General features: G+C 43.3%; 24 protein-coding genes. 9 read left to right on the forward strand and 15 right to left on the reverse strand.

Going from position 1 to position 26,137, the window contains the following annotated elements; genetic code table 11:
* Together G457_RS0119760 and leuB are read left to right on the forward strand one after the other, a co-directional pair.
* The gene (locus tag G457_RS0119760; RefSeq protein ID WP_026948004.1) at positions 1-1,587 is read left to right on the forward strand and encodes an alpha-isopropylmalate synthase regulatory domain-containing protein; all 1,587 of its coding nucleotides are present in this window, start codon (positions 1-3) and stop codon (positions 1,585-1,587) included.
* Complete coding sequence (gene leuB, locus G457_RS0119765; RefSeq protein ID WP_026948005.1) at positions 1,556-2,623, forward strand: 3-isopropylmalate dehydrogenase; 1,068 nt, start codon at positions 1,556-1,558, stop codon at positions 2,621-2,623. Before G457_RS0119760 ends, leuB begins: the two co-directional genes overlap by 32 nt.
* An 84-nt stretch (positions 2,624-2,707) precedes the next feature.
* Here leuB and G457_RS0119770 read toward each other — a convergent pair whose 3' ends face one another.
* The gene (locus G457_RS0119770) at positions 2,708-3,199 is read right to left on the reverse strand and encodes a thermonuclease family protein (protein WP_035484396.1); all 492 of its coding nucleotides are present in this window, start codon (positions 3,197-3,199) and stop codon (positions 2,708-2,710) included.
* Positions 3,200-3,572: 373 nt separating this feature from the next.
* On the opposite strand from G457_RS0119770, the gene G457_RS0119775 reads away from it, so the two are divergent.
* Together G457_RS0119775 and G457_RS0119780 are read left to right on the forward strand one after the other, a co-directional pair.
* Positions 3,573-4,535 (forward strand): sugar-transfer associated ATP-grasp domain-containing protein, encoded by a 963-nt coding sequence (locus G457_RS0119775; protein WP_155847201.1) that lies wholly within the window; start codon positions 3,573-3,575, stop codon positions 4,533-4,535.
* 105 nt (positions 4,536-4,640) lie between these two features.
* Positions 4,641-4,892 carry a hypothetical protein gene (locus G457_RS0119780; protein ID WP_026948008.1) on the forward strand — a complete coding sequence of 84 codons (252 nt, stop codon included), beginning with the start codon at positions 4,641-4,643 and terminating at the stop codon, positions 4,890-4,892.
* A gap of 159 nt (positions 4,893-5,051) precedes the next feature.
* On the opposite strand, the gene G457_RS23120 is transcribed toward G457_RS0119780, so the two are convergent.
* The 3 genes from G457_RS23120 to G457_RS0119795 all read right to left on the reverse strand — a co-directional run bounded on the left by G457_RS23120 (position 5,052) and on the right by G457_RS0119795 (position 7,136).
* On the reverse strand, positions 5,052-5,174 hold the full coding sequence (locus tag G457_RS23120) for a hypothetical protein (RefSeq protein WP_262900077.1): 123 nt from the start codon (positions 5,172-5,174) through the stop codon (positions 5,052-5,054).
* 20 nt (positions 5,175-5,194) lie between these two features.
* Entirely contained in the window at positions 5,195-6,409 is a 1,215-nt protein-coding gene (locus G457_RS0119790) for a 6-bladed beta-propeller (protein ID WP_026948009.1), read from the reverse strand.
* A gap of 91 nt (positions 6,410-6,500) precedes the next feature.
* Positions 6,501-7,136, reverse strand: coding sequence for a GDSL-type esterase/lipase family protein (locus tag G457_RS0119795; RefSeq protein WP_081701488.1), 636 nt, complete (start codon positions 7,134-7,136; stop codon positions 6,501-6,503).
* 90 nt (positions 7,137-7,226) lie between these two features.
* Here G457_RS0119795 and G457_RS0119800 point away from each other — a divergent pair, with 90 nt between their 5' ends.
* Together G457_RS0119800 and G457_RS0119805 are read left to right on the forward strand one after the other, a co-directional pair.
* Positions 7,227-8,057: a UbiA prenyltransferase family protein gene (locus G457_RS0119800; RefSeq protein WP_026948011.1), complete on the forward strand. Its 831-nt coding sequence runs from the start codon at positions 7,227-7,229 to the stop codon at positions 8,055-8,057.
* Positions 8,058-8,061: 4 nt separating this feature from the next.
* Positions 8,062-8,655: a class I SAM-dependent methyltransferase gene (locus G457_RS0119805; protein ID WP_026948012.1), complete on the forward strand. Its 594-nt coding sequence runs from the start codon at positions 8,062-8,064 to the stop codon at positions 8,653-8,655.
* On the opposite strand, the gene G457_RS0119810 is transcribed toward G457_RS0119805, so the two are convergent.
* The 3 genes from G457_RS0119810 to G457_RS0119825 all read right to left on the reverse strand — a co-directional run bounded on the left by G457_RS0119810 (position 8,652) and on the right by G457_RS0119825 (position 12,571).
* Entirely contained in the window at positions 8,652-10,001 is a 1,350-nt protein-coding gene (locus tag G457_RS0119810; protein ID WP_026948013.1) for a neutral/alkaline non-lysosomal ceramidase N-terminal domain-containing protein, read from the reverse strand. The genes G457_RS0119805 and G457_RS0119810 overlap by 4 nt on opposite strands.
* 3 nt (positions 10,002-10,004) lie before the next feature.
* The gene (locus G457_RS0119815; protein ID WP_026948014.1) at positions 10,005-11,168 is read right to left on the reverse strand and encodes an AIR synthase related protein; all 1,164 of its coding nucleotides are present in this window, start codon (positions 11,166-11,168) and stop codon (positions 10,005-10,007) included.
* Between the two features lie 416 nt (positions 11,169-11,584).
* Positions 11,585-12,571, reverse strand: a complete 987-nt coding sequence (locus G457_RS0119825; protein ID WP_026948015.1) for a D-alanine--D-alanine ligase — start codon at positions 12,569-12,571, stop codon at positions 11,585-11,587.
* Between the two features lie 157 nt (positions 12,572-12,728).
* Between G457_RS0119825 and G457_RS0119830 the strand changes: the two genes are divergently transcribed.
* Positions 12,729-14,888 carry a S9 family peptidase gene (locus tag G457_RS0119830; protein WP_155847204.1) on the forward strand — a complete coding sequence of 720 codons (2,160 nt, stop codon included), beginning with the start codon at positions 12,729-12,731 and terminating at the stop codon, positions 14,886-14,888.
* Between the two features lie 92 nt (positions 14,889-14,980).
* Here G457_RS0119830 and G457_RS0119835 read toward each other — a convergent pair whose 3' ends face one another.
* Both G457_RS0119835 and G457_RS0119840 read right to left on the reverse strand, forming a co-directional pair.
* Positions 14,981-15,220, reverse strand: a complete 240-nt coding sequence (locus G457_RS0119835) for a hypothetical protein (protein ID WP_026948017.1) — start codon at positions 15,218-15,220, stop codon at positions 14,981-14,983.
* 142 nt (positions 15,221-15,362) lie between these two features.
* Positions 15,363-16,709: an MBL fold metallo-hydrolase gene (locus tag G457_RS0119840; RefSeq protein WP_026948018.1), complete on the reverse strand. Its 1,347-nt coding sequence runs from the start codon at positions 16,707-16,709 to the stop codon at positions 15,363-15,365.
* Positions 16,710-16,876: 167 nt separating this feature from the next.
* Here G457_RS0119840 and G457_RS0119845 point away from each other — a divergent pair, with 167 nt between their 5' ends.
* Positions 16,877-17,374 (forward strand): C40 family peptidase, encoded by a 498-nt coding sequence (locus G457_RS0119845; protein WP_051260929.1) that lies wholly within the window; start codon positions 16,877-16,879, stop codon positions 17,372-17,374.
* A gap of 54 nt (positions 17,375-17,428) precedes the next feature.
* Here G457_RS0119845 and G457_RS0119850 read toward each other — a convergent pair whose 3' ends face one another.
* From G457_RS0119850 to G457_RS0119875, 6 genes are read right to left on the reverse strand one after another with little or no spacing between them, the layout of a single operon-like run.
* On the reverse strand, positions 17,429-18,037 hold the full coding sequence (locus G457_RS0119850) for an HmuY family protein (RefSeq protein WP_026948020.1): 609 nt from the start codon (positions 18,035-18,037) through the stop codon (positions 17,429-17,431).
* A 27-nt stretch (positions 18,038-18,064) separates the two neighbouring features.
* On the reverse strand, positions 18,065-20,362 hold the full coding sequence (locus G457_RS0119855) for a TonB-dependent receptor (RefSeq protein ID WP_026948021.1): 2,298 nt from the start codon (positions 20,360-20,362) through the stop codon (positions 18,065-18,067).
* Positions 20,363-20,404: 42 nt separating this feature from the next.
* On the reverse strand, positions 20,405-21,451 hold the full coding sequence (locus G457_RS0119860) for a hemin-degrading factor (protein WP_026948022.1): 1,047 nt from the start codon (positions 21,449-21,451) through the stop codon (positions 20,405-20,407).
* The gene (locus tag G457_RS0119865) at positions 21,448-22,257 is read right to left on the reverse strand and encodes a heme ABC transporter ATP-binding protein (protein ID WP_026948023.1); all 810 of its coding nucleotides are present in this window, start codon (positions 22,255-22,257) and stop codon (positions 21,448-21,450) included. Before G457_RS0119865 ends, G457_RS0119860 begins: the two co-directional genes overlap by 4 nt.
* Entirely contained in the window at positions 22,257-23,318 is a 1,062-nt protein-coding gene (locus tag G457_RS0119870; protein ID WP_026948024.1) for a FecCD family ABC transporter permease, read from the reverse strand. The genes G457_RS0119865 and G457_RS0119870 overlap by 1 nt, the downstream gene beginning before the upstream one ends.
* A complete protein-coding gene (locus G457_RS0119875) occupies positions 23,315-24,187 on the reverse strand; it encodes a heme/hemin ABC transporter substrate-binding protein (RefSeq protein ID WP_026948025.1) in 873 nt (290 codons plus the stop codon). Before G457_RS0119875 ends, G457_RS0119870 begins: the two co-directional genes overlap by 4 nt.
* Before the next feature lie 390 nt (positions 24,188-24,577).
* Here G457_RS0119875 and atpD point away from each other — a divergent pair, with 390 nt between their 5' ends.
* Complete coding sequence (atpD, locus tag G457_RS0119880) at positions 24,578-26,080, forward strand: F0F1 ATP synthase subunit beta (protein WP_026948026.1); 1,503 nt, start codon at positions 24,578-24,580, stop codon at positions 26,078-26,080.
* Positions 26,081-26,137: the final 57 nt, after the last annotated feature.

Here is a 26,137-nt window from a genome sequence, read left to right on the forward strand (position 1 = left end):
ATGAAGGCAAATAGACGAATAGAGATCATGGATACCACGCTGAGGGATGGCGAACAGACCTCAGGGGTTTCCTTTTTGCCTTCAGAAAAACTCCAAATAGCCAAGTTGCTGTTGGAAGAACTCAAAGTAGATCGGATTGAAGTCGCTTCTGCCAGAGTTTCTGAAGGTGAGTTGGAAGGAGTGCAAAAAATCACTCAATGGGCTGGTCAAAAAGGATATCTCCATCAGGTGGAAGTTTTGGGCTTTGTAGATACACCGGTTTCAGTAGATTGGATCGAGGAAGCTGGCGCCAAAGTGCTGAATTTACTCACGAAAGGATCACTCAATCATTTGGTTCATCAGCTGAAAAAGACTCCTGAGCAGCATTTTTCAGAAATCGAGGATTGCATTAACTATGCCCAGGAGAAGGGGATTGAAGTTAATGTGTACCTCGAGGACTGGTCAAATGGGATGCGGAATTCCCAGGAATACACCTTAGATCTGATCGATTTTCTTGATCATCAGCCGGTGAAGCGAATCATGCTTCCTGATACCTTGGGACTGCTTTCTCCGGAAGAGGTCAAAGATTATTTCCAGCTAATCGTTTCCCGCTTTCCTGATTCACATTTTGACTTTCATGCACACAACGATTACGATCTTTCTGTGGCCAATGTCATGGAGGCTATTCTTCATGGTGCAGCCGGAATTCACACGACGGTCAATGGATTAGGGGAAAGAGCAGGAAATGCGCCTTTGGAGTCTGTAGTGGCTGTTATCAAGGATTTTACTGAGTTAGAAATCGGTATTCAGGAGCAAAAGATTTTCCGTGTATCCAAGCTGGTAGAGCAGTTTTCAGGGCAGCATATTCCTGCAAATAAGCCTGTCGTGGGTGAAAATGTCTTCACTCAAACTGCCGGAATCCACGCTGACGGAGACAATAAAAAGAACCTCTATTTCAATGACCTGATGCCGGAGCGATTCGGAAGGCAGCGGAAATATGCTTTGGGCAAAACTTCCGGGAAGGCAAATATTCTGAAGAATTTGGAGGAGCTGGGTATTTCTTTAGAGAAAGATGAACTCACCAAGGTAACCCAGCGAATTATTGAACTCGGCGACAAAAAGGAGCGAGTGACCACGGAGGATTTGCCTTATATCATTTCGGATGTCCTACAAAATAACTCTATTTCCAAGCACATCAGTATCGAGGGCTATCACATGACTCATTCGAAGGGATTAAAGCCCACGGTACAACTTCGGATGAATATCCACGGGAAGTTTTACGATGAAAGTGCTACCGGGGATGGCCAGTATGATTCCTTTATGAAGGCCCTCAAAAAAATCTATAAATCCCTCGGTCGGGAACTTCCAAGATTGATCGACTACCATGTTTCTATTCCTCCGGGAGGAAAGACCGACGCCTTTGTGGAGACGGTAGTCACCTGGGATTATGGAAAAATATTTAAGACCAAGGGACTTGACCCTGACCAAACCGTAGCGGCGATGATGGCTACTGAAAAAATGCTCAACATCATCGAAAACATGAATTACCAACCCAAAAAAGAAGAATCCACTTATTATGGAAATGAATATCGCGCTGTTGCCGGGTGACGGCATCGGACCTGAGGTGATTGCTCAGGCTGTCAAAGTTGTGAAGGCTGTTGGCCAAAAATTTGGACATCAAATCACCTTCAAGGAAGGTCTGGTAGGCGCTTGCGCTATCGATGCGACGGGTGACCCTTATCCGGATGCTACGCATGAGATTTGTGCAGCATCAGATGCTGTCCTTTTTGGAGCCATTGGCGATCCGAAGTACGACAATGACCCGAAAGCAAAGGTTCGTCCAGAGCAAGGCTTGCTTCGAATGAGACAGAAATTAGGGCTTTTTGCCAATGTCCGACCGACCTTTACTTTTCCTTCCTTGGTTCATAAGTCTCCATTGAAATTGGAGCGCGTGGATGGAGTGGATTTTGTTTTCTTTAGAGAATTGACCGGTGGGGTTTACTTCGGTGAGCCGAGAGGCCGGAATGAGCAAGGTACCAAGGCTTTCGATACCAATGTGTATAGCAAAGAAGAGATTGTACGCTTGGCCAGAATGGGTTTTGAAGCTGCACAAAAACGGAGAAAATTGCTGACTTGTGTGGACAAAGCCAATGTCATGGCCACTTCCAGATTGTGGAGGGAAACCGTGCAAGAATTGGCAGCTGAGTATCCTGATGTGAAAGTCGAATATGAATTTGTAGATGCGGTGGCTATGCGCCTGATTCAGTGGCCCAAAGCCTATGATGTCTTGATCACGGAAAACTTATTTGGAGATATTTTGACTGACGAAGCTTCTGTGATTTCCGGCTCTATGGGCTTGATGCCATCAGCTTCTTTAGGATCGAAGGTTAAGTTGTTTGAGCCGATTCACGGTTCCTATCCACAGGCAGCTGGCAAGGATATCGCCAATCCATTGGCTACTGTATTGTCCGCTGCGATGATGTTTGAGTATGCCTTTGATATGAAAGCTGAGGCAGATGCGATTTCTGATGTGGTGAATCTTTCCTTGGCTGAGGGCTATGTGACCGAGGATATTGCTGACGGAGGAACTGCCTATAAAACCTCCCAAGTGGGTGACTGGCTGGCAGCGAAGATTTTGGGGTAATTCCAATTCTTGCAAAAGTGTAGCTGTTCGAAATTTGCTGTCTCGAGTCTCATTGAAAACCACCTCAGAAATGGGGTGGTTTTTTCACTTCCAAAGACCTTTCTTTTTCGAGCGAGCTTCCCGTTGTAGACGAATGAATAGCTTCTCATATTTCACATTGGGAGGAAAGGTGGCCACTGTCGCATAGCCTTCACGAACGAGAAGCGCATTGAAAAAAGTGCCATCCTCCAGATAGACATAGGCTAAAGTTCGCTGATAGCGATCTTTACGTTGTGCGTCATATTCCAGTCGAACCCTTTTTCCATCTAGCATCCGCTTGGCAAAGGCAGAACTCTCGGCACCGAAATACTCTTTTTTCGCCCGGCCTGCATTCCGAGCCTCAGGACTATCCACTCCGATAAGCCGGATTTTTTCCTCCTCTCCCCGGGCATTGATCAGCCAAAAAGTATCTCCATCCACTACCTTGCTCACCCGGAGCAGTCCGGTTTTTTGCTGGGCGTTTAACTCATTTGAAAAGAATAAACCTATAAAAAGTAGGAGGTAGAGAAGGTTAAATATTCGTCGGTTTTCTTGCATGCTGAAAATTACTAATCTGGGTTTTTGAATAAAAATATTCCCTGGAATTGGTCATTAAATGTCATACAATCAAGCCAAATTAAAGATGAGTGTCGATAGATGAAATAAGGTTTGTATTGATAGTTGTCATCTGGATAGTGTTGTTTTCTTCAAATGAATCAATCGAGAGGAATAAGTCCAATTAAAAGATTTAGAGATGTGATAAATTAGATTTTCTCTATGTTTGAGAAAGAATAATAAATCTTCAGATCCAACCTAAAGGCATTTCATTTTGAAACTCATACAGCTCATAAAGAGAGAATATAGAAAGTCAAGGCAAAAGAGATGGAATGCTCTTTTCGACAAGAAAATTAATGATAAAGCAATACTTGCCTTGGATTCACTGGCTAAACAGGGTAAAGGACTTTCTGATGACTTGGTGAGACAATGTGATGAGTATTCCCAAGATGTGCTAGGATCGAAATCCTTTTCTCCGTGGCTTCAGGTTTACACTTCTTTTCGCGGGGAATTTTTAGAAGGGTGGATTCCTGATAATTACATGGGTAGGATCATTCCTCGGGCTGTAAATGGTGACCTCAGGAGTATTTCGCTTTATAAAACCTTATCCAAACGCATCATAGAAACAGACTTAATTCCTGACTTAGCCTATTTTGTCAATGGAACTTGGGTTTTGCTTTCTGGAGAACAGGTCTCTTTAGAAGAAGTTAAGACAGCCTGCTTCAAAGATTATCCCTATATTTTTATCAAGCAAGATCTCTCTTTTCAGGGACAGGGAGTTATTAAATTAACGTCGAAAGAGTTTGATGCTTTTGATTTTAAGGCCTTTGGAAATTCGGTAATCCAAGCACCCATTATCCAGCATTCCTTTTTGCAGGAATTGAGTCCAAGTGCTGTTGCCACCATACGTATTACGACGCTTAAGCGCAATGCAAATCCTGCCCGGAATATACTATCTGGTCTGAGAGTAGGGCAAAAAGGGGTAGATGTCATCGATAGTAAAGACTCCATTCGAGTTCCTATTAATTTGGAGAATGGTGAGTTTATTGGAGTGGGGATCACTTCAGGTTGGGAAAGCTATTCCTCACATCCCGAAAGTGGACTTCCTTTTTCAGACAGTGCGGTTCCATACTACAGGAAAATGGTTGAATGCTGCGAAAAACTACACGATAAAATTCCACACCTTCAATTGATAGCCTGGGATGTTGCGGTAACTGATACCGGAGAAATCAAAATTATGGAGTGGAATACAGATTATCCCGGAATTATCTATTCAGAAGCAAGTACAGGGCCTCATTTCAAGGGCTTAGGTTGGGAAAATCTCTGGAAAAAGATGTGATGCTGTATTTGCCTCACCTAGATGACAGCTCTCCTATAGGGGGCTTTTAGGTTTTGAAAAAGTTTCCTGATAAAATATTCTTAATCAGCTTTTAGAATAAAATTCATGTTTGATAGTCCCGAATATCCCCAATCACTTTCTGAAGACCTCTTCGAGCAATGGCTTGAAATCGGCCGGGAAAAGCCGATTCCGTATGCCTATTTACTAGTAATTTGGGATGAAATCGAAAATACCTATGTGCCAATATATGTAGAGGAGCGATCACAGATACATTCCTATTCACGATATGGGACCTCGCCTGAAAGGCAATTGCTGGTAGCTGCTTATGACCTGTTTTCAGAGTCGAGAGTTTTATGATCAGTTGACTTTTTCTATGATTATCCGCCTTTCTGCCGATATGAAATCGAGCCTGCCTTCCGCAGGCAGGCATGATGTGGGCATCACACACTGGTATCACTATCAACCCCGCGAGATTCCATATGACCTTTGAAAATCAATTTTAGACATATGAAAACATTACAGAATACGGAGTGAAATAAGCCACAAGGTTTCGCTTCCGGCTACTTCGATCTTCATTCTTCCGGCTTCCAGCAAAATCAGCAAAGTAAATTGGGTACTGGCAAGATTCCATATATTCATACTTTTTCACCTCAAAATGCTTAGTCCCATTTGATTTTATATCGGATCACAATTGGATCTTCCATGTCGGCGAGTTGCTCTGAAGCAAGCTGAAGTGCCTGCGTGTGTTTCTCTCCTAAATGTTTTGACTCCAGCATTGAATTCCAAGTTTCAGTGTAGAGCAGTCGGTAAAAATACTCTCCATCTGAAAAAGGGAATCCTCCCAGACCAGGTACTATCTTCGAAGCTTTGATTTGCTGCTTTTTTGGATGGAAAAAAAGCTCATAAACCGGAAAATCTGCCGGTATTTCTTCCATTTCCTCCAGTTCAGAAGGACTTAATGGCTTTGGTGTAATTCCAAAAACTTGCGTATTGATGGTCTCTCCGGCTACTTCCACATTGCCGAAGTAAAAATCATAAGTCTGCGTGGCAATCATTCGCTCCAGTTCTTCATCTGCCTTGTCTTCTGGTTGAAGCCGGCTTTCATGTGGCATACTCCTATCTCCCGAATTGAAACTTAAGATTGGCTGAATGTCACCTTTTGAATAATAAAATATTGTGTCAGAAGCACCGAAATTCAACAAAAACCCTTCTTCATAGGGTACCAGTGAACCCGCTTCTCCACTTCCTGAAGCTGGGTAGGATTTCAGGTCTAGGAAGTCATAGGTCAATGAGTCACTATTAAAAACTGCAAAATTTTTGAAAAAGTCGTCCTCCTCTGGGTCTGTTCCTCTTAAAGCAACGAGCCACTTTTTTTCATCGAGAGGATGAAAATCAATTAGGAAATAGGAGCCGACTTGACGGAGATTGAATCTTTTTTGAATATCTAGTTTCTCATCAAACTCCAAAAGCGAAGCCCTGGAAACCACCATTAAGTTCCCCTCGGCATTCAATCCTAATTTGTCTATACTCTCATATTCATTTGGTCCTCCACCTTTTCTGGCGATCGATTGGATGTGATTGCCTTTCAGGTCAAATTCATGAAGGGAAGGATTCATATAAGGATCTGTGTTCAAGAATATCCGATCTTCAGAGACAGCCATATTCGGATCAAAGCCAAAAAACTGGATCGGTGTCCCTTCCGGTATTTTCAGTGGGATAAATTCCACTTCAGCCAAAGTCTCTTCTGGGCTCTGGACTATTTTATCATTAATCTCGAAAGTTGGAAATTCGTCGGTTGGTTCGTTTTCAGAATTTGAACTGCAGGAAGAAATACCGATTAATACAGCTAGAAGTAAGATTGGATATACCTTCATTTAAATAATAGTTAGAAGAATAAATACTAAAAACATAAAAGTAAAAAAGCCGGTGAAGGTTTCAAATTTTCCGGCTTTTTTCTCAAGAATTTTATAGTCTAATCGCTCGGGCGACTGTGGCTGCCATAATGCCCAAACCTTCTGTGTTTGGATGGACTCCATCTGGAAGCAAATCTGCCTTATCCATCAAAGGAGTGTACAAATCGATCATTTCAGAACCGCTGGACTTGACGATATCGATGATCATCATTCGCTGTTCATTATTCATTACATCAGCTGTAATTCCAAAATTATCCTTAGTCACAGGCACGGGCATGATCACGTAGACTTTTCCGTCTTTCGGCATATTCGCCTTGAATTCCGAGATCATATCCAAATAATCCTGTCTAAACTCTGAACTGTGGGCCCAGTTTTGGGGCTTGGAATCATTGGTGCCTAGCATGATGACCAAAATGTCCGGAGCAAAGTCCTTTACCTCCTGAAATTGCGGTTCGTTCCAATAAGGGAAGTCCCCCTTTCGAAGAAGCGTTCTTCCGCTGACTCCAAAGTTTTTGACTTCATAGGTATCACCAAGAATAGCCTGCATTTGAAGGGGGTAACTGTCCGGATGATCTCTTCCGGGTCCTTGTGTGATAGAGTTGCCCACGCAGGCGATTTTGATTGGCTCTTGAGCAAGAAGAGCACTTGAGAAGGCAAAGGATAGAAAGAATAAAACTAATTTCATCATAAGGTTTAATGGGTTTGGTTTTTGAAAAATAGGAAATTTTGGCCAATCAAAATTCCTTGTTTCTGGTCTTTGTCCCTGTATTTTTACGGAATGCAATTTTTCAATAAAGTGCTTTTGTGGATTTCGTGGCTCTCCTTGGATGTGGTGTCCGGCGCTATGGCTGGAATGCTGTTTTTTTCAGAGCTCTTGCATGTATCCATAGAACTCCCCTCTTATATACTATTGGGAATTGCCGTTTGGTGTATCTATAATTTAGATCATGTACTCGACGCTCAGGAAAACCGACTATTTTCTTCAAGAAGGTTTTTTCATCAAAAGGCTAAAAAGGTGTTGATATTCGGAGTATTGTCCCTTGGTTTTATGGGTCTTATCGGAGGATTTTGGTTGTTTGGATGGGGGAGTGAAATGAAGTCTGTTTTGGCGCTTGGCCTTGTTATTTTGTTTGCTCGGGTGGTGATTTGGAAGTTTGGGATGGGATGGATGAAAGAGGTCTCTATTGCATTCTTTTACGTATTGGGGATTTCATTTTTACCCTTACTGACTGCGAATGCCTTAGATAGGACGCTTTGGTTTTGGGTGTTTTTCACGCTTTATTTACTCTTAGCTATTTACAACTTGTTTATTTTGTCTTTTTTGGATCTGGAAGAAGATCAGCAGGCTGGCTTTTTTTCTGCTGCAAGGTCTTTCGGGGCTGATCGGTTGGAAAGGATCATTTATGCTATCAGTGCGGTGCTTCTGGGAGGAAATTTTTTGACATTGGTGTTTGCCCCATCGTTTTTCAAAATTTTTGGTGTTTTTCTCCTCGCGATGACTTTGATTCACTGGCTCACTTTCCGTAAATCTCATTGGACTTTGGAAGAAAAGCGGCTAAGTATGGAATGGGCTTTTTCACTTCCGCTTTTATTGCTCATTTTACTCTAGCGGGATGAAAGATAACTACCGTTTGGTGGGAAGGGTTTACAGACCACTTTCAAGATTGGTTTTTGGGAAGAAACTATCTCATGCAAATGCCCATTTTTTGAGTCAATATCTTTCTGGGAAAACACTAATAATTGGTGGAGGTGATGGGTTTGACTACCGGGAATTTCAAGATCGACTTTCTGGTGAATACTGGGAGCTTTCCGAATCCATGTTGAACAAGGCAAAAGAAAACCTTCAATCCAGTGAGCTTTCTTTTCATTTAGGGAGTTTCCGAAGTTCTGGACCCTTTGATCTAGTTCTATTGCCTTTTGTTTTGGACACGCTTACAGATGAACAAATTTCCAAATTTCTTCATCGAGTGGATCAAAATCTCAAGTCCGGAGGAATGGTGATCCTATCTGATTTTTTCAAAACAGATTCAGTCCGGCAGTCCATTATCACTGCTTTGATGATAGCTTTTTTTCGACTGGTGGCAGGACATTGTCGAAAGGATCTTCCGGATCACATATCCTGGCTGAGTGCTCAGGGCTGGATTTTGAAAGAGGAAAAAGTTTGGAAAAATGGCTGGATTCGGGCGCAAGTTTGGGTAAAGGATTAAATACCGCTTTGTTCGATGATTTTTGTGATCATATCGTCGAAATACTTTCCATTCCCAGGCCCATACCAATTCATTTCCCGCACTTCGTGAAAGTGTTTGTCATAGAGTTCATCGGGCGTGATGTAGCCAATGTAGCCTCCATTGAAAGTTGTGATGATCAAGTTAAGACCTTTTGATTCGGCTAGTTTTTCCCACTTTTCATAAAATACCCCAGATATTTCACCGCTAGAAGAGATCAGAAGTGTATTCCCAATTTGTGTGATATCGAAATGTGCATTGGTGTCTCCTACCAGCCAGTCAAAAAGCCAGGGACGAATTCTCCAATTGTCCGAAATCCGAAGGTGCGGTTCCCGAAGTTGAATATCCAACCGGGCATTTTTCATGCTTGTATTTCGAATCGTAGCGTACCGAGTCATTTTCAAGCGATTGACAGAATCTAGTTGAAAGGCGTATTCCTGAATATCCTTTACCTGATTTCCCGGGGCAATCGGGCGGTGAGAACCAACTGTCCCGGAAGCAAAAAGTGCAAAGTCAAACTCTTTTTCTTCCAGGGTTTTCATGAGGTAGAAAGGATAGTCCCCAGAAAGCCCCATGAATTTCGAACTGAGACAAGTGGCATGAGCCGAGTAGGTGATCAAGGTGGCTTTTTGACCAGATTTTTGGGTGAAAATCAGCTGACGGGTAAAGGGGTCTGTCGGGCCATCTTTGATGAATCGGTTGGCAAGCAACTCGCCGGCATCTGCTTTCCGGTAGGTGATGGAGACAGTATCCATTTCCATTTTTGCCTTAGAAATAGCTTCTAAACTTTTCTCAGTCATCATTTGCACGATCTCTTCTTTGAATCCTCCAAAAGCCAGTTCGCCGGCCGGTCCCGGCATGTAGCCCCCCATTCCAGAGTGTGTATGGGTAGCAGTGAAAATCACCTGGGAAATCTCCGGAAAGTCTTTTTTGACTGCGCTTTCTATGGATTTTGCCAAGTGAGGGTGGACAATCAAAAGCTCCAGATTTATCCAAGCAATGCTGCTTTTTCCATTGCTGAGGAAGATACTCTTGACAAAGCTGCTATCCTGAACAAAATCATAAGGTCCCCTTGGTGCATATCCTACTAAGTCAATCGGCTTAGCGGGCGTCATATTTGCCTTGGCCCATCCTGCTATCCAAAGGTTTCCTTGGGTAGATTTAATAGGTAAGTCTTGAAGGCTTTGGAGGGTTTTTTGATAAAATTCTTGCTCCTCGATTGGCGATCGATCTACACGAGTAAGGGTGAAAATTGCTACCAGCAACAAAAACAGAAAGATCCCGAGAAGGACCTTTCCAAAAGTGATAAAAATAGATTTCCAGTTCATGAATTAGTATTCATAAGTCCCATAAGGGCTATGGATGCTTACCTTTTTCTCGGTAGATGCCTCGACCCGACCAATGATTTGAGCTTCTACGCCGTGGGATTCTGCGATATCGATGATTTCTTCGGCATAGCGCTCGTCTAGGTAAACTTCCATTCGGTGTCCCATATTGAAAACCTTGTACATTTCTTTCCAGTCCGTGCCGCTTTCTTCCTGAATGATTCTGAAAAGTGGAGGGGTCTCAAAGAGGTTGTCTTTAATCACATGGAGATTTTCGATGAAGTGAAGCACTTTGGTTTGTGCGCCTCCAGAACAATGGACCAATCCGTGAATATGCGGTCTTAAGTAATTGAGCACATCCACCATGATGGGGGCGTAAGTCCGGGTAGGGGAAAGCACGAGCTTGCCCATATCCAAAGGAGCTCCAGGAGCTGGATCAGTCAGGTTGTATTTCCCTGTGTAAATTAAGTCTTCCGGCACTGCAGGGTCATAAGATTCCGGATACTTCGTCTTCAAAAGTTTATTGAAAACATCATGTCTGGCAGAGGTTAGTCCATTACTTCCCATTCCACCATTGTATTCAGTTTCATAGTTGGATTTGCCAAAAGAAGCTAAACCAACAATGACGTCTCCTGCCTGAATTTTGTCATTGGCAATGATATCCTCTCTTCGCATGCGACATGTGACCGTACTGTCTACAATTACGGTACGCACCAAGTCGCCCACATCGGCTGTTTCTCCTCCGGTAAGTATTGCGTTGACTCCTTTGTCACGAAGCATTTGAAGTACTTCTTCTGTGCCTTCGATAATGGCTGAAATGACTTCTCCTGGGATTAAGTTTTTATTTCTTCCGATAGTAGAGGAGACAAGAATATTATTGATCGCACCCACACAAAGCAGGTCATCGGTATTCATGATGATGGCATCCTGAGCAATTCCTTTCCAGACGCTTAAGTCTCCTGTTTCTTTCCAATAGAGATATGCAAGGGAAGACTTGGTTCCTGCGCCATCTGCATGCATGATATTGCAGTATTCCGGGTCATTGCCCAGGGTGTCTTCGACGATTTTGCAGAATGCTTTTGGAAAAAGGCCTTTGTCAAGGTTTGCGATGGCCTGATGCACATCTTCTTTGGAGGCGGAAACACCGCGCTGCATATAGCGCTCGTTCATGGAGATTTGGGATTGGTTACCAATAAACAAAGTTAAGTATTCCGATTCATTGAGGAAGGAATTTGTGGGAAATATGTATATGGTGAAATAGGCCTGCGGCAAGATATGCTTCACTTCGTTCAGCAAGATAGGTTCGGCTCCGCCTCACAAGATATTTTGCACTACGCTCGATGAAATAGGCTTCACGAAATAAGGCAGAAATATATCTCGCTTCGCTCTATGAAAAAGGCATGCTGAAAGATATGCTTCACTTCGTTCAGTAAGATAAGTTAAGATAAGCTCCACGAGATATTTTGAGCTGCCCCATGATCATAATCCACTACTTGCTGCTTACCACTCACTATTTACTTATTACTCCCGACTTTGCACTTCGAGCTCCCAACTTCCAACTTCCATCTTCCAACTCACCCTCCCCCTCACTCAAACATCTCCTCAATCAATTGGGTGTAAAAGTCTTTCACTTCCATGCCTACAGCTCGGACTTGTTGGGAGATCAAACTTGTTTCTGTTTGCCCGGGAACAGTATTGATCTCGATAAAGTAAAATTTCCCGCTTTCTTTCTCTAAAAAGTAATCAATTCGCACAGCTCCTTTGCAGTTGAGCTTTTCGTAGACTTTCTCGACGATTCGGCTGACACGCGTAGCCTCTTCTTCGTTCATTCGACCTGGAGTGATTTCCTCCGTGACTCCTGCGGTATACTTGGCCTCAAAGTCAAAATACTCCTTGCTGCTAACGATTTCGGTGGCTGGAAGAACTGTAATTGTACCTTTTCCCCGAAAAACCCCAATCGAAAATTCTCTACCGGATACAAATTCCTCCACCAAGACCTGTTTGTCTTCTGCAAAGGCACTTTCCAAAGCCTTCGGAAGTTCCTCCCAAGTTTTCACCTTGCTCATCCCTATCGAACTTCCTCCATTATTCGGTTTGATAAAAAGTGGGAGCGTCAATTCAGATTCTATTCGTTTTTTGTTTTCAGCAGTATTCGCAAATAATTGAAGCGATTTGGCGATGTGAAGCTCAGGAATATCGTCTACAATCGCTTTGGTGTAGCCCTTGTTCATCGTGATGGCAGAGGTGAGTTGGTCGCAGGTCGTGTAGGGAATTCCCAACATGTCAAAATATCCGGCAAGCTTTCCGTCCTCCCCTGGTGAACCATGAAGAATGTTGAACACCCCGTCAAAGGTGATTTTTTCATCGCCAATAGTGATAGAAAAATCATTCAGGTCTACTGGAATTTTTTCTCCAGAATCGCAGATAAAATGCCAATCACTCGGATAAATTAGGATTTTATAGACATCGTATCGAGTTCGGTCAATGGTTTTTTCCACGACTGCTGCACTTTTCAAGGAGATCACCGACTCACCGGTAAATCCGCCTGTAACGAGGGCGATTTTTTTCTTCATAGCTGGAGTAAAATGAATATGCGAAGTAGCTTAATTTATCCAAACCCTCCAAAGATAATGCCCCTTCAGCGCCTTATTTTCTTATATTCGTCCCTGTTAATTCACGCATTTACCCCAAATTTATTCTGATATGATTAAAAGTTTGAAAAAGACCGGTATGCTTTTACTGGTTTTGATCAGCACAGCCTCCTTGCTACAAGCACAGGCTTTAAAAAAAGTAACGCTTGAGGATGTTTTTAAAAAAGGCACCTTCTCCCAAAAATCTGTCTATGGCATCAACTGGATGAAAGACGGGCAATTTTACAGTAGTTTGGTGAATCGGGCTGGCTCTCCCATGGTAGTCAAGATCAATCTTGCAACTGGAGAGGAAGAAGCAGTCCTATTAGATGGTAGGGCGCTTGGAGTCAAATTTACTTCCTATTCCTTCAATACGGATGAGTCCAAAGCGCTGATTGCATCTGATGTGGAGTCTATCTACCGAAGATCGAGCAAGGGGATATTCTATGTGGTTGATATGGCTACTGGCGAAAAGCAGCAACTCGCAGATGGAGAGAAAATCTCTTACGCAACACTTTCACCTGACAATAACAAGGTCGCTTTCGTCAAGGACAATGACCTATTCATGGTCGATTTGTCAAGTAATGAGACGACTCAGATCACTCAAGACGGCGAATGGAACAAGATTATCAATGGAGCCGCAGATTGGGTCTATGAAGAGGAGTTTTCCATGGCACAGGCTTTCAAATGGTCTCCAGATGGGAAGAAAATCGCATTTATCCGCTTTGATGAGACCAGTGTTCCTGAGTTTAATATGCAACTCTGGGGGCCGCTTTATCCGGCAGACTACCGATTCAAATACCCCAAAGCAGGAGAAAAGAATGCGGAGGTTAGTATTCATGTCTATGATTTGATATCTGGTAATATCCAGAAAATGGATGCTGGTTCAGAGACTGATATTTACCTTCCCCGAATCTACTGGACACAAGATCCCAACCAATTGGCATTTATTCGGCTAAACCGTCTTCAAAACCAATTGGATCTTTTTCATGCTAATGCCAGAACTGGAGAAAGTAAATTGATTCTTTCGGAGAAATCAGAGACCTATGTGGATCTGAATTACAATGATAATCTCCAATATCTAAGTGATGGAAAAAGCTTTATTCGAACATCGGAGCAGGATGGCTTCAAGCATATCTATCATCATGCTATGGATGGAAGCTTGATCAAGCAAATTACTACAGGTAACTGGGAAGTTACTGAGTTGGTAGGAGTAGATGAAAAAGGGAAGAAGATCTACTTTGTGTCCACTGAAGCTTCTCCGCTTGAGCGAAACTTTTATGTGGTGGATTTGAATGGGAAAAGTAAAAAATCCCTAACTCCACTATCCGGTACGCACCGAATCAATATGAGTCCGGATCATCGTTTCTTTATCGATTATTTCTCTACTACTAAGATCCCGCAAAAAGTAGTGCTTTGCGAGGCGAACGGTATGCCTGTAAAAACGTTGGAAGAAAATGCCGAGTTGGAGGAAACCCTGAAAGATTATGCTCTTGGAAAGAAGGAGTTTTTCACTTTTCCTACTGTGGATGGTACTTCACTGAACGGCTATATGATCAAGCCGGCAGATTTTGACCCGAATAAAAAATATCCAGTATTGATGTATGTCTATGGAGGTCCAGGATCTCAGAATGTATTGAACTCTTGGGGTGGTACCCGTGACTTTTGGCATCAGGCTTTGGTGGCTGAGGGTTATATCGTAGCTTGTGTAGACAACCGTGGCACAGGAGCCCGGGGTCGTGACTTCAAGCATGCTACCTATGCGAACCTTGGGAAATTAGAAACTATAGATCAGATAGAAGGAGCGAAATATTTTGCGAAGCAATCCTTCGTAGATCCGGGCCGAATCGGCATCTGGGGTTGGTCTTATGGAGGATACATGTCTTCCCTTTCCTTAATGATCGGTAATGATGTGTTTAAAGCAGCTATTGCCGTTGCCCCGGTAACCACTTGGAGATACTACGATACGATTTACACTGAGCGCTATCTTCAGACACCGCAACTCAATCCTGCAGGCTATGATGACAATAGCCCGATCACTCATGTGAACAAGTTAAAAGGGAATTTTCTACTGATTCATGGTACGGGTGATGATAATGTTCATTTCCAAAACACGGTGGATTTGGTTGATGCCTTAATTACGGCGGATAAGCAGTTTGAGACCTTCTATTATCCAAACCGAAACCACGGAATCTACGGAGGCAATACCACTTGGCATTTGTACACCCAAATGACGGATTTCTTGAAGCGAAAACTGTAATTGATTTTAAAAAAAGACAGAAAACCGCAGGGCCTGAGTTCTGCGGTTTTTTTTGTGAAAAACACTTTGCGCCGTGGCACCTTCGCGAGAAATCAAGCCAACTTAATCTGATCAAGATAAAATTTCATCCGGCTGTGGTCCCGGGGTAAAAAGTCAATTTTATCAATCTTGTCTTCCTTGTGATTATAAAAAACCTCTACGTAATCATTTTCCAACAGATACAGATTCACCTTGTGCCGGTAATAGCGAATAGCCACCACGAAGGTACCCTCTAGGTAGAGGGTCTTGATCTTTTGGTGTAGAGGCATATCGCTGAATTCTTCTCGGCTCATGAACTTGTTTTTACTTCTGACTCCAAATTAATCAAAATGGTTCGGGGAATGCGTGATTTTTTGAATTAGTCCGTGAAATACTCCAAAAACAAAAAGCCCCAAGATAGTTTTCTTGGGGCTTTGATTGTTGGTTTAGCTGTACTTAGTGAACGGCTTCTTGGAAGTCCTTGATAGCCTCACTAAAGTCCAATACTTCCGTATTATTCATTTCGCCTGATACGATGCTTGATCCAGCAGCCGAGCGGTATCCACCTGCACAATGTACCAAAACTGGCTTATCAGCTGGAATTTCATTTGCTCGCTCACGCAATTCATGAAGAGGAATATTGATACTAGACTCGAAAATCGGTGTGTTTTTGTGCTCGTCAGCGCTTCTGATATCCACGATGGTGTACGCATCTGGGTTCATCTTGAATGCTTCTACATCAAATTCTTCTCCGGTGGCAGTCATTCCTGCTGGATTGACTACTGCACCTTTGATCAATTGCTCGTAGCCGATTTTTGCAGCTTTGAAGATCAAAATCTCCAACTCAGCTTCTGTATCTGCTACCAAGAAAAACTTCTCCTCAGGTCCTACGATGGATCCCAACCAAGTTTCAAATTTTCCTCCGTTCATGATATTGATAGCTCCTGGTACATGTCCTGCACGGAACTTATCCTGCTCACGGCTATCAATAACCAAGGATCCTTCTGGAATGGCAGAACCTGCTTGCCAAATGCTCACCTGAGAAATTGATCGCTGGTAGGCAGGAGCACCTTTTTTGTTCATATCTACATCGTAGCCAAAGTATTTTGGGATGTGCGGCTGTCCTTCTAGAAGAGAACTCACAAAAGTCTGCTCGTCTACATCTCCAAATGCCCAGTTAGTTGCTCGCTGCTCACCGATGGTTGACTGACGGGCATCACTGAGGTTTTTACCACAAAGCGAACCTGCACCATGTGCTGGATATACAATGACATCGTCCGCCAAAGGCTTCAATTTGTCTTGTACCGTGTGGAACATCATTTTCGCCAATTCCTCACGCTGAGCTTTCATGTTTCCAGCTTTTTCACGCAAGTCAGGTCGTCCTACGTCTCCGATGAAAAGGGTATCTCCTGAGAATAATGCATGGTCTTTCCCATTTTCATCCTTCAATAAGATACTGATAGAATCTGGAGAGTGACCTGGAGTATGAATGGAGTGGAAAGTAACCTTACCCATCTGAAAAGAATCTCCCTCGTCAAATCCTGTATGTGGGTATTCTGCTCCTACAAGCTTAGAAACATAGATTGTTGCATCCTCATTTTGATGAAATTCAAGATGAGAGCTTACGAAGTCAGCATGCGGGTGCGTTTCGATTACCGCAACGATTTTTGCATTATTTGCTTCCGCAAAATCGTAGTACTGCTGAGGATTTCTCCCTGGATCTACGAGTGCTACTTTTCCTTCACTTAAAATGGCATAGCTGGCATGGGCCAATCCTTCGTCATAAAATTGTTGGATATTCATGTTGTATAAGTTTTTTCTGAATTGATACCACAAAGGTAAAACCTGACAAAAGTCAGTTTTGGTGATGCATGTCACGTAACATCCTTCTAATCAGGTTGCGATTTCTATTCGATAATATTTCTGAAAAAGCATTGCATCACAAAGGATTAGTCTTTAAAATTGGTTCCATGAACTATCGGAATTTTTCTATTCAGAATCGCCTCGGAATCAATTGGGCCTTAATTTTTTTATTCGTTTTTGTATTTGCCTCCTGCAAGTCTTCAAAAGTAGCAAAAGATGACCCGGCTTTCAAGGTCATCAGTACAGCAAAATCCTTTTACGGCACCCCCTATAAGTTTGGCGGGACGACAAGGGCAGGAATGGATTGTTCGGCCTTACTTTTCCACTCATTTTATTCAGTGGGGATCAATTTGCCTCGCATGTCGGCAGATCAGGCCAAACAGGGAGTAAAAGTCAATACAAGAGACTTAAAACCCGGAGATGTATTATTTTTTGCAACAAGCAGGCGGAAAAAAAGAGTGACCCACGCAGGAATTGTCACAGAAGTGAATAAGGGAGATATTCGCTTTATCCATGCATCTACTTCACTCGGCGTATCGGAGGATTATCTAAGCAATCGCTATTGGAACAAGGCTTTTTTATTTGCAAGAAGATTGCTGGAATAAAAAAGGAGCACTTACTAAGCGCTCCTGTTTATAAAATAGCCCCATGAATTAAAATTAAAGATTTGTAGTGCCATCAGGCCTCAACACAAACCGGAAGGTGTAATGAGCACTCGGAGTGGTCATTGGATTGATCTGATCTGCAGGTGGGTTTCCTTTGTAATAGCTGAGAATTTCGATCTTACTGTAGTTGCCAGCTGTGGTTTGCACCAAAATAACTCGACCTGGAATAGGTGTCACGGTGAAAGTAGCCGGATTGTAGTTATACCAGCCATTACCGCTTCCCGTTGGGATCGCAAAACTATTCTCTGTATCGGTAGCAAAAGTGGCATTTGCAGGCACTTCGGTGATTTCTTCAAAGATACCATTGACCACAGCTGCACTTACATTTTTACTGCTGTTAACCCGAATGGTCGTTCCTTTGAATGCTAAATCCCAATCTTCGTTTTCAGATACTAGGGCATTCTGTTCTAGGCTGAAAAACTGGAAAGGTCGCTCTTCAGTCACTTCTCCAGTAGTCCTGTCAATGACATCATTGGGTGCAGCTAAATCCTCTACCAAAGTTGCTTCCAAAGGAACAATTGGTAGTGGATCATCATTGCTGTCGCAAGAAAACAAGAAGCCTGAAATAGCTGCTGTAAAGAGGAGTTTTTGGATAGTTTTCATTTGTTTTACTCGGTTTAAAATAATTTATTAGTTTTTAAGGTTTAATACTGGAATTTTAATCCCTAGGAAAAGCACTCGGCCGGGATTATTGGGTTGTGCAGGGGTGGCTGTATTCAATAAATTGGTTCCGCCTGCTTCTAAGAATATCCCGTTCGAAAGGGTTTTGGAGGCAGTAAGATTGACCGAAACCCAACCATCGGCATATTCGCTCTCATCGTCTAGGATGAGGTTGCCGTTGCGATCAGCAAAGCCAAACTTACCTCGGTAAATGGCGCGCAAGGCCCAGTCAATTCCGGTTTTCAACTCTCGGTAATTGATCTTGAAGTTTCCGCTGTGGCGACTTCGGTTGAACAGGCCACCGTAATCCGCCAGAGTGACTCTTCGGGTTTGATTTTGGCTATTTCGCTTGAAAATTTCCCCATTATTAATTCGGTCCACCACATCCAAATCACGAGTATCCAAAAAGGCATAACCTGCACTCAGAGATAAGTTTTCGAGTACTTGATAGGAGGCGTCTATTTCTACTCCCTGGGTGATGACACTTCGCACATTGAAATAGGAGAATGCATTCTGACCCGTGTTTAGCTGTGCAATTGGCGCCGTTTCAATCAGATTGTCAATGGCATTTCTGAAGGCGTTTACCTGCAGGTTGGCTCTTTCGCTAGCTTTCCATCGAAATCCTGTATTGAATGCCCAGGAAGTCTCGGCCTGCAAATCCCCCAAGGTAGATGGGTCGAATAAAATTTGGGCCACCAAGCCTTGCTCTTGAAGTCTTGCAATTCCTTCTTGTGCTAAAGTGGCTCCAAAAACATAGTATCCCGAGGCAGCATTGTTGAAGTTCAAGAGGAGTTGGCGGAAATCAGGAGCTTTGAAGCCTGCCCCGACAGATGCCTGCCAACTGAGTTTTTCAGAAATCTTGTACTGTCCAGAAACTTTTGGGCTGAGTCGATTGCCATATTGGCTATGGAAGTCCGCCCGTAGGCCAGAGACTACATTCACCCGCTGCCCTGGGTCCCACTGATGCTGTAGGAAAAAGTAGCCTGCATCGAAACGATTCAAATCATCGTATCGAGTCGCTTCTACCGTCTCGATCAACTGCCCCAAGCCTAGTGTCAAGAGCTGATTGGGTTTGATTTGATAGTCTGTCTGAAGTTCGGTCCGATGATAAAACTGCTGGAAGTCCTGCAAATCGAAAACTTCTCCGTTGGATTGAAATCGGGTGTTTGAATTCGTACCAAACCAAGAGCTCATCCCTCTGAGTGTAAAAAGCCACTTTTCATTGGGCTTGAATCGAAGAGTAGGGTTGAGGTTGATGTCCCGGCGGGCATTGTCCATTTCCAAAAGCTCAGGATTGGCTGCGCCGCCTGTTTGCATCAGACCGTCTGAAGTTTCTGAATAGCCTCGGGCGAATAGACTCAAATCCCATTTTGGAGCTAGCTCTCCATTAATTTTCACCTGAGCAGTAGTAGCCTTGTAGGGGTTTTGAGTTTGTCCGATAGTTTCTGGAGTCAAGTCAAAACCCTCTGTTTGGAAGTGATCCAAGAATACATTTGCATCCCACTTTTCTCCTCCGGTACCGAGTTCGAGCGATGGGTTCCAACTGTTGAAAGATCGATGGCGTAGAGCAATATCCGCTTTGCGCTGTCCCGAGTTATTTTTGGTGATGATGTTTACGACTCCGGCCATTGCCTCACTTCCATAAAGGGCACTGGAGGGGCCTCTTAGAATCTCGATTCGCTCAATATTGGAAACGGAGATGCGGTCTAAATCAAAGGTGCCTGCTGTACGACCGATCAATGGTTCGCCATCTAAAAGAATCAGGATGTAATCAGAGTCGAGCCCTTGCATCTGCAGTCCTGCGCCATGGTCGGAGGCGATTTGGAGGCCAGTTTGCTCACGCAAAATTTCCGAAAGGCGCATTCCCCCTGTTTCCTGAATTTTCTCTGTATTCAAGACAGTCACCGGCATGGGAAGGTCTTCCACACTTCGCTCAGTTCGTGTGGCTGCCACTACCACTTCTTGAAGATTTCCTGTTTTCTCTTGAAGAATAATTTTCTCGGATGCTAGCCACTCTTCCCAAGTGAGTTGCTGGGTTTCATAGCCGAGTGCAAAAACCACCACACGATAACCTTTCGAAGGAGAATCTACTTGCCCATTTTCATCCACAGATAAAGGTTTTTGGCCGTCCACTTTGACTAGGGCGAAGGGAATTGGATTACCCTTTTCATCCAGAATAATCTTTTCCCCCTCTTGAAAAGCCCCGAATACAAGTTGGGGAATTAGAAGAAAAATAGCTGTTATTTTAATTAGATTAATTCTAAACATAGGTTTAAAATTTAAGCGGAGTTGTAGCTCCGCTTGTTTGATTTAGTTCAAACTGTCGAGAATTGCTTTCCATTCGGGCTTTTGAGGAATTCCAGGTTTGCGCAATCCAAAGAACTGAGCCACCATTTCTCCTTCCATATCAAAAAGCTCGAGAGCAGAGACCAATCCTTCAGTCGTATTTTTATGAACTACGAAGGCACGGTCCACAACGGATTCATTGAGGTGCATATTAAATTCAGGATCCATGACATTGAGCCAATCTCCCAATTGCTTGATGGTTTTTACCTTTCCTTGGTGGATTTGAATATTTCCCTTATTACCTGCAAAAATCATAATGGGCAACTTAGTTTCCGCAGCAACTTCAACCACTTTTCTTACAGAAAGCCGATCCACTTCATAAGCCCACTTATCATCGATCCATTCGACTGCATTGAGTCGGTTCAATTTATATTTGCGAAGCATTCCGAAGAAATCATGGGTGTCTTTCATATTTTCCCAATCGGAACTGAAGCTTTCAAAATCCAAATCTTCCTTGTTGACATATTCTGCTTTTTCGAATGTCTCAGTTACCAAATCAGAGGACTGGTCAGCGTGGGTATGTGCTTTGACCAATTCTTCAGAGAAGTCAAAATCAGAATCCTCTTGCAAAAACACCTTCATCACCGCATCACCTGCTTTGTCAAAATACTGAAGACTAAACATCGGGCCACGTGGAGTATCTGAAACTACCGCAAAGCCAAATTTCCATCCTCCGAAGAATACTCGCTGCTCAATTGGTCCGATTACCGTAGCGATTTTCTGAGGGCCAGCTTGATGTATCTCGATCTTTTGGAAAGTGCCTTTATGCTCCAATACACAGCCTTCATTTCGTGTCAAGGACATCACCCGACCCAGTTTTGGAAATTTTTCAAGCTGTTCCACAAAGTCCTCGGATAGTCGGATCACATTTTCACCGACTCCTGTTGCTAACAATTCGGCTTCAGAAACGCCTAATTTTTTGGCAGCGTCACGAATTCGAAGTTTTGGCTCTTGCTCTTTTAAGTTTTCCCAAGCTTGCTTGAGAGTGGAAGTTTCGATTGCGGTGTTCATGCTTGTGCTTGTTTTGAGATTTTTAGATCTGAATGAAAGGTGGAATTGCTACTGACCAAGATCTGCTGGGTTTCCTGATCTTTGACTAGTCGGATCGGATGATCAAATACTTCAGAAAGGAGGGCTTCGGAATAGACTTCCTCCACTTTGCCTACTCCGGCGATTAAGCCATCTTTTACAATGGCAATTCGATCTGCGTAATGTGCTGCTAGATTCAGGTCATGCAGTACGATCAATACGCCTATATTTTGAGATTTTAGTTTTTTAAGAATATCCAAGACAATGTGCTGCTGGGAAATGTCTAGGCTTGAAGTTGGTTCGTCCAAAAGCAAGTAACGTGGGAAGGGCTTTTTCTCCCAAATCTGGATTAGCACTCTGGCCAGCTGCACGCGCTGCTTTTCCCCTCCAGAAAGCTGTTGATAGAGCCGGTCTTCCAAGTGTTGGACTTTTGTCAGCTCCATGACTTCACGGATATTCTTTTCTGAATTCTTCTTGGAATCTTTAGGCAGGCCTAATTCAACCACCTCTCGGGCGGTGAATGGAAAACTTACCGTAGAATGCTGTGGCATCACTGCTCGGACACTGGCCAATTGTTGGGTTTTTAGAGCCCGGAGGTTTTGGCCATTGTAATCTACCTGTCCTCGGGTGCAGGAGATTTCCCCTGCAAGGATTTTGAATAGGGTAGATTTTCCGGCTCCATTGGGACCTAAGACAGCCAAAATCTCACCTGGATTGACGGATATGCTTGCCTTCTTGACGATAGGCCACTGTCTGATACAAAAGTGAATGTCCTCGGCTTGCAGCATTAGGAGTTAATTTTGTTGAGTTTGAAAATCAGATAAATAAAGAAAGGAGCACCAATCAGTGCCGTCAAAACCCCAATAGGTAATTCAGCCGGTGAGACGACGGTTCTAGCCATTAGGTCAGCAACATTTAATAAGATGGCTCCCAGCAGAAAAGAGGCGGGTAATACCAAGCGGTGATTAGCTCCAAATCCAATTCGAATCAAATGTGGTACTACTAGGCCGACGAAGCCTATCATTCCCGCAAGGGATACCCCGACGCCCACAATCAGTGCGGAGAGGATCAATATTTTTATTTTGACACGCTGTACGGAAATTCCCATGTGAAAGGCTTCCCGCTCGCCGAGAGAAAGGGCATTCAGATTTCGATATTCCAGCATCAGCATGATCGAAGGAATGCCAATGAGGGAAATCGCTACGGGGAATTTGCTCCAAGAGGAGGCTCCCAAATCTCCCAAACTCCAGAAGGTAAAGCTTCGCAATGCGGAATCATCAGCAAAGAATAGCGTGAGGCCAATCAATGCACCGGCAAGGGCATTAATTGCAACGCCTGCTAAAATCAGAGTTGCTGTATCTGTCCTTCCTTGAGTTCTGGCCAATTGATAGACAGCCCAAACATGTGTCAATCCACCCAAGAAGGCAAAAAGCGGCATACCTAGATTTTGAATCAAATTACTGCTACCCGCCAGACCGGGGATCAAGACAATAAAGACTACTGCGAAGAGAGCACTTCCGCTGCTTACCCCGATTAGTCCAGGTTCTACCAAAGGATTTCTGAATAATCCCTGAAGTGCTGCTCCGGCTATGCCCAATCCACCACCTATTAATAAAGCAATGATGATTCGGGGAAGTCGGATTTGCAGGAGTACGTTAGCTGCACTTCGGTCTACTCCTTCCAAGCTTAATCCAAATTGCTCTCCTAGAATAGCCAATACCGAAGAAAAAGGAATGGCATATGCTCCGAGAGACAGAGAAAGCAGCATAATTAAAACCAATGCTATTCCAAGTACTGAAAGCACCAAGGCCTGATAGGAATTCTTCGATATGGATAGTCCGGCGATCAATTCTTTAGCGTTCTTGTTGCTTTTGCGAGTTCAATTGCTGCTTTTCCCATTCGCGGACCAAAGCCCGATAGATATAATCCATCCATCGCGATGATTTGATCTTTTTGAAAAGCCGTAGTTTCGGTGATTCCGGGTATTTTGGTCAAGCCGGATTTTCCTCCCAGGCTTTCGAGACCTGATTCGAATAGTATTAAGTAATCCGGATTTAGGCTAATCAAAGCCTCAGGCGTCAAAGGAATAAAGTCTTCAAAATTTGTTTCCACCTGCTCCAAACCAGCAATGGAGAACATGGTCTCAGAAAAACTTCCATCACCAGCGATGAATAAAGACTCAGGACCTCTGGCCATAACGAAAGCGGCTTTTCCATTTGGTTCAGAAGTAGAAAGAAAATCATTCAGATTTTGTAGATCTTCTTCCAGCTCAGCGATCATTTCTTGACCTTTTTGATCCAATTCAAAAAAAGCAGCAATCTTTTGGATCAGGACAATGGTTTCCTCTTTAGATTGTGTCTTAGGGAAGACTTCCAATTTGATCGTAGAGATACTTTGAATCTGAGCGATTACTTCTTCATTGAGGTAGCCTTCTTCCACCAGAATCATATCGGGGCCCAAGGAAAGAATCCCTTCTGCTTTGATTTGATTTCGGTATCCAATGCTAGGCAGGCTTTGAAGCGATTCAGGATACGTAGAAGTGCGATCTGTAGCAATGATTTGGTCACCGAGTCCCAGACCAACCACAATTTCACTGATAGTCCCCCCGGCAGTAATGATTTTTGGCGTTGTTGTCTCTGAAGACACTTCAGTCTTTTCTGGACTACCACAGGCAAAAGCCGCTAGAAGGATGGTCAAAGAAGCAAATAGCTTTCTCATTTATTTAGATTGAATTGAAATAACGACTCAAAAGTAATTGCTAATTAGATTCAATCCAAATAAAAAATAATAGAATATCCTTATCGAAAAGCAAAAATTATTTATGCATTTGCCTGTATTGCAATTGGATCGGTTTTTCTTTTATATTAAAGCATTCATTGACTGGAAAAAATCTAAGCGAAAAGAGGGTAAGAGATTCAATAGATACTATTATTATATCATGTGTCCGAAATAAAAGGAAATTTCATTTGGGACTCGAAAGTCGGTGGCTCTAAATGTCTTTGAATTTGAAAGGATTAATTTTCCAAATATCCTTTGGTATTAGTCTTTATTGATTAATTTTGCGCACGAATTCAAAAAGCACATCCTTTTTACATTTCATCAAATCAAATGGCAAATATTGGAAAGATAACGCAGGTAATCGGCCCCGTAGTGGACGTTTCCTTCGAAGGCGGTAAGCTACCAAACATCCTAGACGCGCTGGAAGTGACCAAAGAGAACGGCCAAGTGGTCGTCATGGAGGTACAGCAGCACCTAGGTGAGGACCGAGTAAGAACGATCGCGATGGACTCATCCGAAGGGATGGTTCGTGGCATGGAAGTGAAAGATATGGGTCAGCCTATCTCTGTTCCTACCGGAGAAGCGATCAAAGGTCGTCTTTTCAATGTGGTAGGTGAAGCGATTGACGGTCTTCCTCAGGTACCTGCGGGCAAGCGTCTTCCTATTCACCGATCTGCACCAAGATTTGAAGATCTTTCTACTTCTACCGAGGTACTTTATACGGGTATCAAAGTAATCGACTTGATCGAGCCTTATGCTAAAGGTGGTAAGATTGGTTTGTTTGGTGGTGCCGGTGTAGGTAAGACAGTATTGATTCAGGAATTGATCAATAACATCGCGAAAGCATACTCAGGTCTATCTGTATTTGCCGGTGTGGGTGAAAGAACCCGTGAAGGAAATGACCTTTTGAGAGAAATGATCGAGTCTGGTATCGTGACATACGGTGAAGACTTCGTACATAGCCTAGAAGAAGAAGGTGGATGGGATCTTTCTAAAGTTGACTTGAAGAAACTTGAAGATTCTAAAGCAACCTTCGTATTCGGTCAGATGAATGAGCCTCCTGGGGCACGTGCTCGAGTAGCCTTGACTGGATTGACTTTGGCTGAATATTATCGTGACGGTGAAGGTGATGGAGCTGGTAAGGATATTCTATTCTTTATCGACAATATCTTCCGATTTACGCAAGCTGGTTCCGAGGTGTCCGCACTTCTTGGTCGTATGCCATCAGCGGTAGGTTATCAGCCTACTTTGGCTACCGAAATGGGTGCCATGCAGGAAAGAATTACATCTACCAAGAACGGTTCCATTACTTCCGTACAGGCGGTTTATGTACCTGCGGATGACTTGACTGACCCGGCTCCGGCGACGACTTTCGCTCACTTGGATGCTACTACGGTATTGTCAAGAAAGATTGCCGAGTTGGGTATCTATCCAGCTGTGGATCCTTTGGATTCTACGTCGCGAATTCTTTCTCCAGATATTTTGGGAGAAGAGCACTACGGATGTGCACAGCGTGTGAAGGAGATTCTTCAGCGATACAAAGAATTGCAGGATATCATTGCGATCTTGGGTATGGAAGAACTTTCTGAAGAAGATAAGCAAGTCGTACACAGAGCTCGTCGAGTTCAGCGTTTCCTTTCTCAGCCATTCCACGTAGCTGAGCAGTTTACAGGTCTGAAAGGTGTATTGGTAGATATCAAAGACACCATCAAAGGCTTTAACATGATCATGGATGGTGAATTAGATCATCTTCCAGAAGCAGCCTTCAACTTAGTAGGTAGCATTGAAGATGCAATTGCTAAGGGTGAGAAAATGCTTGCTGAGACCAAATAAGAATTTGCAAATGATGAAAAGTAATCGGTAAGAATTTAGATCTGTTCCGATTACTTT

Origin of the sequence: Algoriphagus marincola DSM 16067 (assembly GCF_000429405.1) — a bacterium.
Classification (GTDB): Bacteria; Bacteroidota; Bacteroidia; order Cytophagales; family Cyclobacteriaceae; genus Algoriphagus; species Algoriphagus marincola.

What these genes read in the sequence shown, in the direction of transcription:
- G457_RS0119845 (WP_051260929.1), top strand. Translation starts at nt 16,877, where the DNA reads ATGAACTATCGGAATTTTTCTATTCAGAATCGCCTCGGAATCAATTGG.
- G457_RS0119805 (WP_026948012.1), top strand. Translation starts at nt 8,062, where the DNA reads ATGAAAGATAACTACCGTTTGGTGGGAAGGGTTTACAGACCACTTTCA.
- G457_RS0119770 (WP_035484396.1), bottom strand. Translation starts at nt 3,199, where the DNA reads ATGCAAGAAAACCGACGAATATTTAACCTTCTCTACCTCCTACTTTTT.
- G457_RS23120 (WP_262900077.1), bottom strand. Translation starts at nt 5,174, where the DNA reads ATGAATATATGGAATCTTGCCAGTACCCAATTTACTTTGCTGATTTTG.
- G457_RS0119875 (WP_026948025.1), bottom strand. Translation starts at nt 24,187, where the DNA reads ATGAGAAAGCTATTTGCTTCTTTGACCATCCTTCTAGCGGCTTTTGCC.
- G457_RS0119760 (WP_026948004.1), top strand. Translation starts at nt 1, where the DNA reads ATGAAGGCAAATAGACGAATAGAGATCATGGATACCACGCTGAGGGAT.
- G457_RS0119790 (WP_026948009.1), bottom strand. Translation starts at nt 6,409, where the DNA reads ATGAAGGTATATCCAATCTTACTTCTAGCTGTATTAATCGGTATTTCT.
- G457_RS0119850 (WP_026948020.1), bottom strand. Translation starts at nt 18,037, where the DNA reads ATGAAAACTATCCAAAAACTCCTCTTTACAGCAGCTATTTCAGGCTTC.
- G457_RS0119840 (WP_026948018.1), bottom strand. Translation starts at nt 16,709, where the DNA reads ATGAATATCCAACAATTTTATGACGAAGGATTGGCCCATGCCAGCTAT.
- G457_RS0119830 (WP_155847204.1), top strand. Translation starts at nt 12,729, where the DNA reads ATGCTTTTACTGGTTTTGATCAGCACAGCCTCCTTGCTACAAGCACAG.
- G457_RS0119860 (WP_026948022.1), bottom strand. Translation starts at nt 21,451, where the DNA reads ATGAACACCGCAATCGAAACTTCCACTCTCAAGCAAGCTTGGGAAAAC.
- G457_RS0119815 (WP_026948014.1), bottom strand. Translation starts at nt 11,168, where the DNA reads ATGAACGAGCGCTATATGCAGCGCGGTGTTTCCGCCTCCAAAGAAGAT.
- G457_RS0119825 (WP_026948015.1), bottom strand. Translation starts at nt 12,571, where the DNA reads ATGAAGAAAAAAATCGCCCTCGTTACAGGCGGATTTACCGGTGAGTCG.
- G457_RS0119835 (WP_026948017.1), bottom strand. Translation starts at nt 15,220, where the DNA reads ATGAGCCGAGAAGAATTCAGCGATATGCCTCTACACCAAAAGATCAAG.
- leuB (WP_026948005.1), top strand. Translation starts at nt 1,556, where the DNA reads ATGGAAATGAATATCGCGCTGTTGCCGGGTGACGGCATCGGACCTGAG.
- G457_RS0119800 (WP_026948011.1), top strand. Translation starts at nt 7,227, where the DNA reads ATGCAATTTTTCAATAAAGTGCTTTTGTGGATTTCGTGGCTCTCCTTG.
- G457_RS0119780 (WP_026948008.1), top strand. Translation starts at nt 4,641, where the DNA reads ATGTTTGATAGTCCCGAATATCCCCAATCACTTTCTGAAGACCTCTTC.
- G457_RS0119795 (WP_081701488.1), bottom strand. Translation starts at nt 7,136, where the DNA reads ATGATGAAATTAGTTTTATTCTTTCTATCCTTTGCCTTCTCAAGTGCT.
- G457_RS0119810 (WP_026948013.1), bottom strand. Translation starts at nt 10,001, where the DNA reads ATGAACTGGAAATCTATTTTTATCACTTTTGGAAAGGTCCTTCTCGGG.
- atpD (WP_026948026.1), top strand. Translation starts at nt 24,578, where the DNA reads ATGGCAAATATTGGAAAGATAACGCAGGTAATCGGCCCCGTAGTGGAC.
- G457_RS0119865 (WP_026948023.1), bottom strand. Translation starts at nt 22,257, where the DNA reads ATGCTGCAAGCCGAGGACATTCACTTTTGTATCAGACAGTGGCCTATC.
- G457_RS0119855 (WP_026948021.1), bottom strand. Translation starts at nt 20,362, where the DNA reads ATGTTTAGAATTAATCTAATTAAAATAACAGCTATTTTTCTTCTAATT.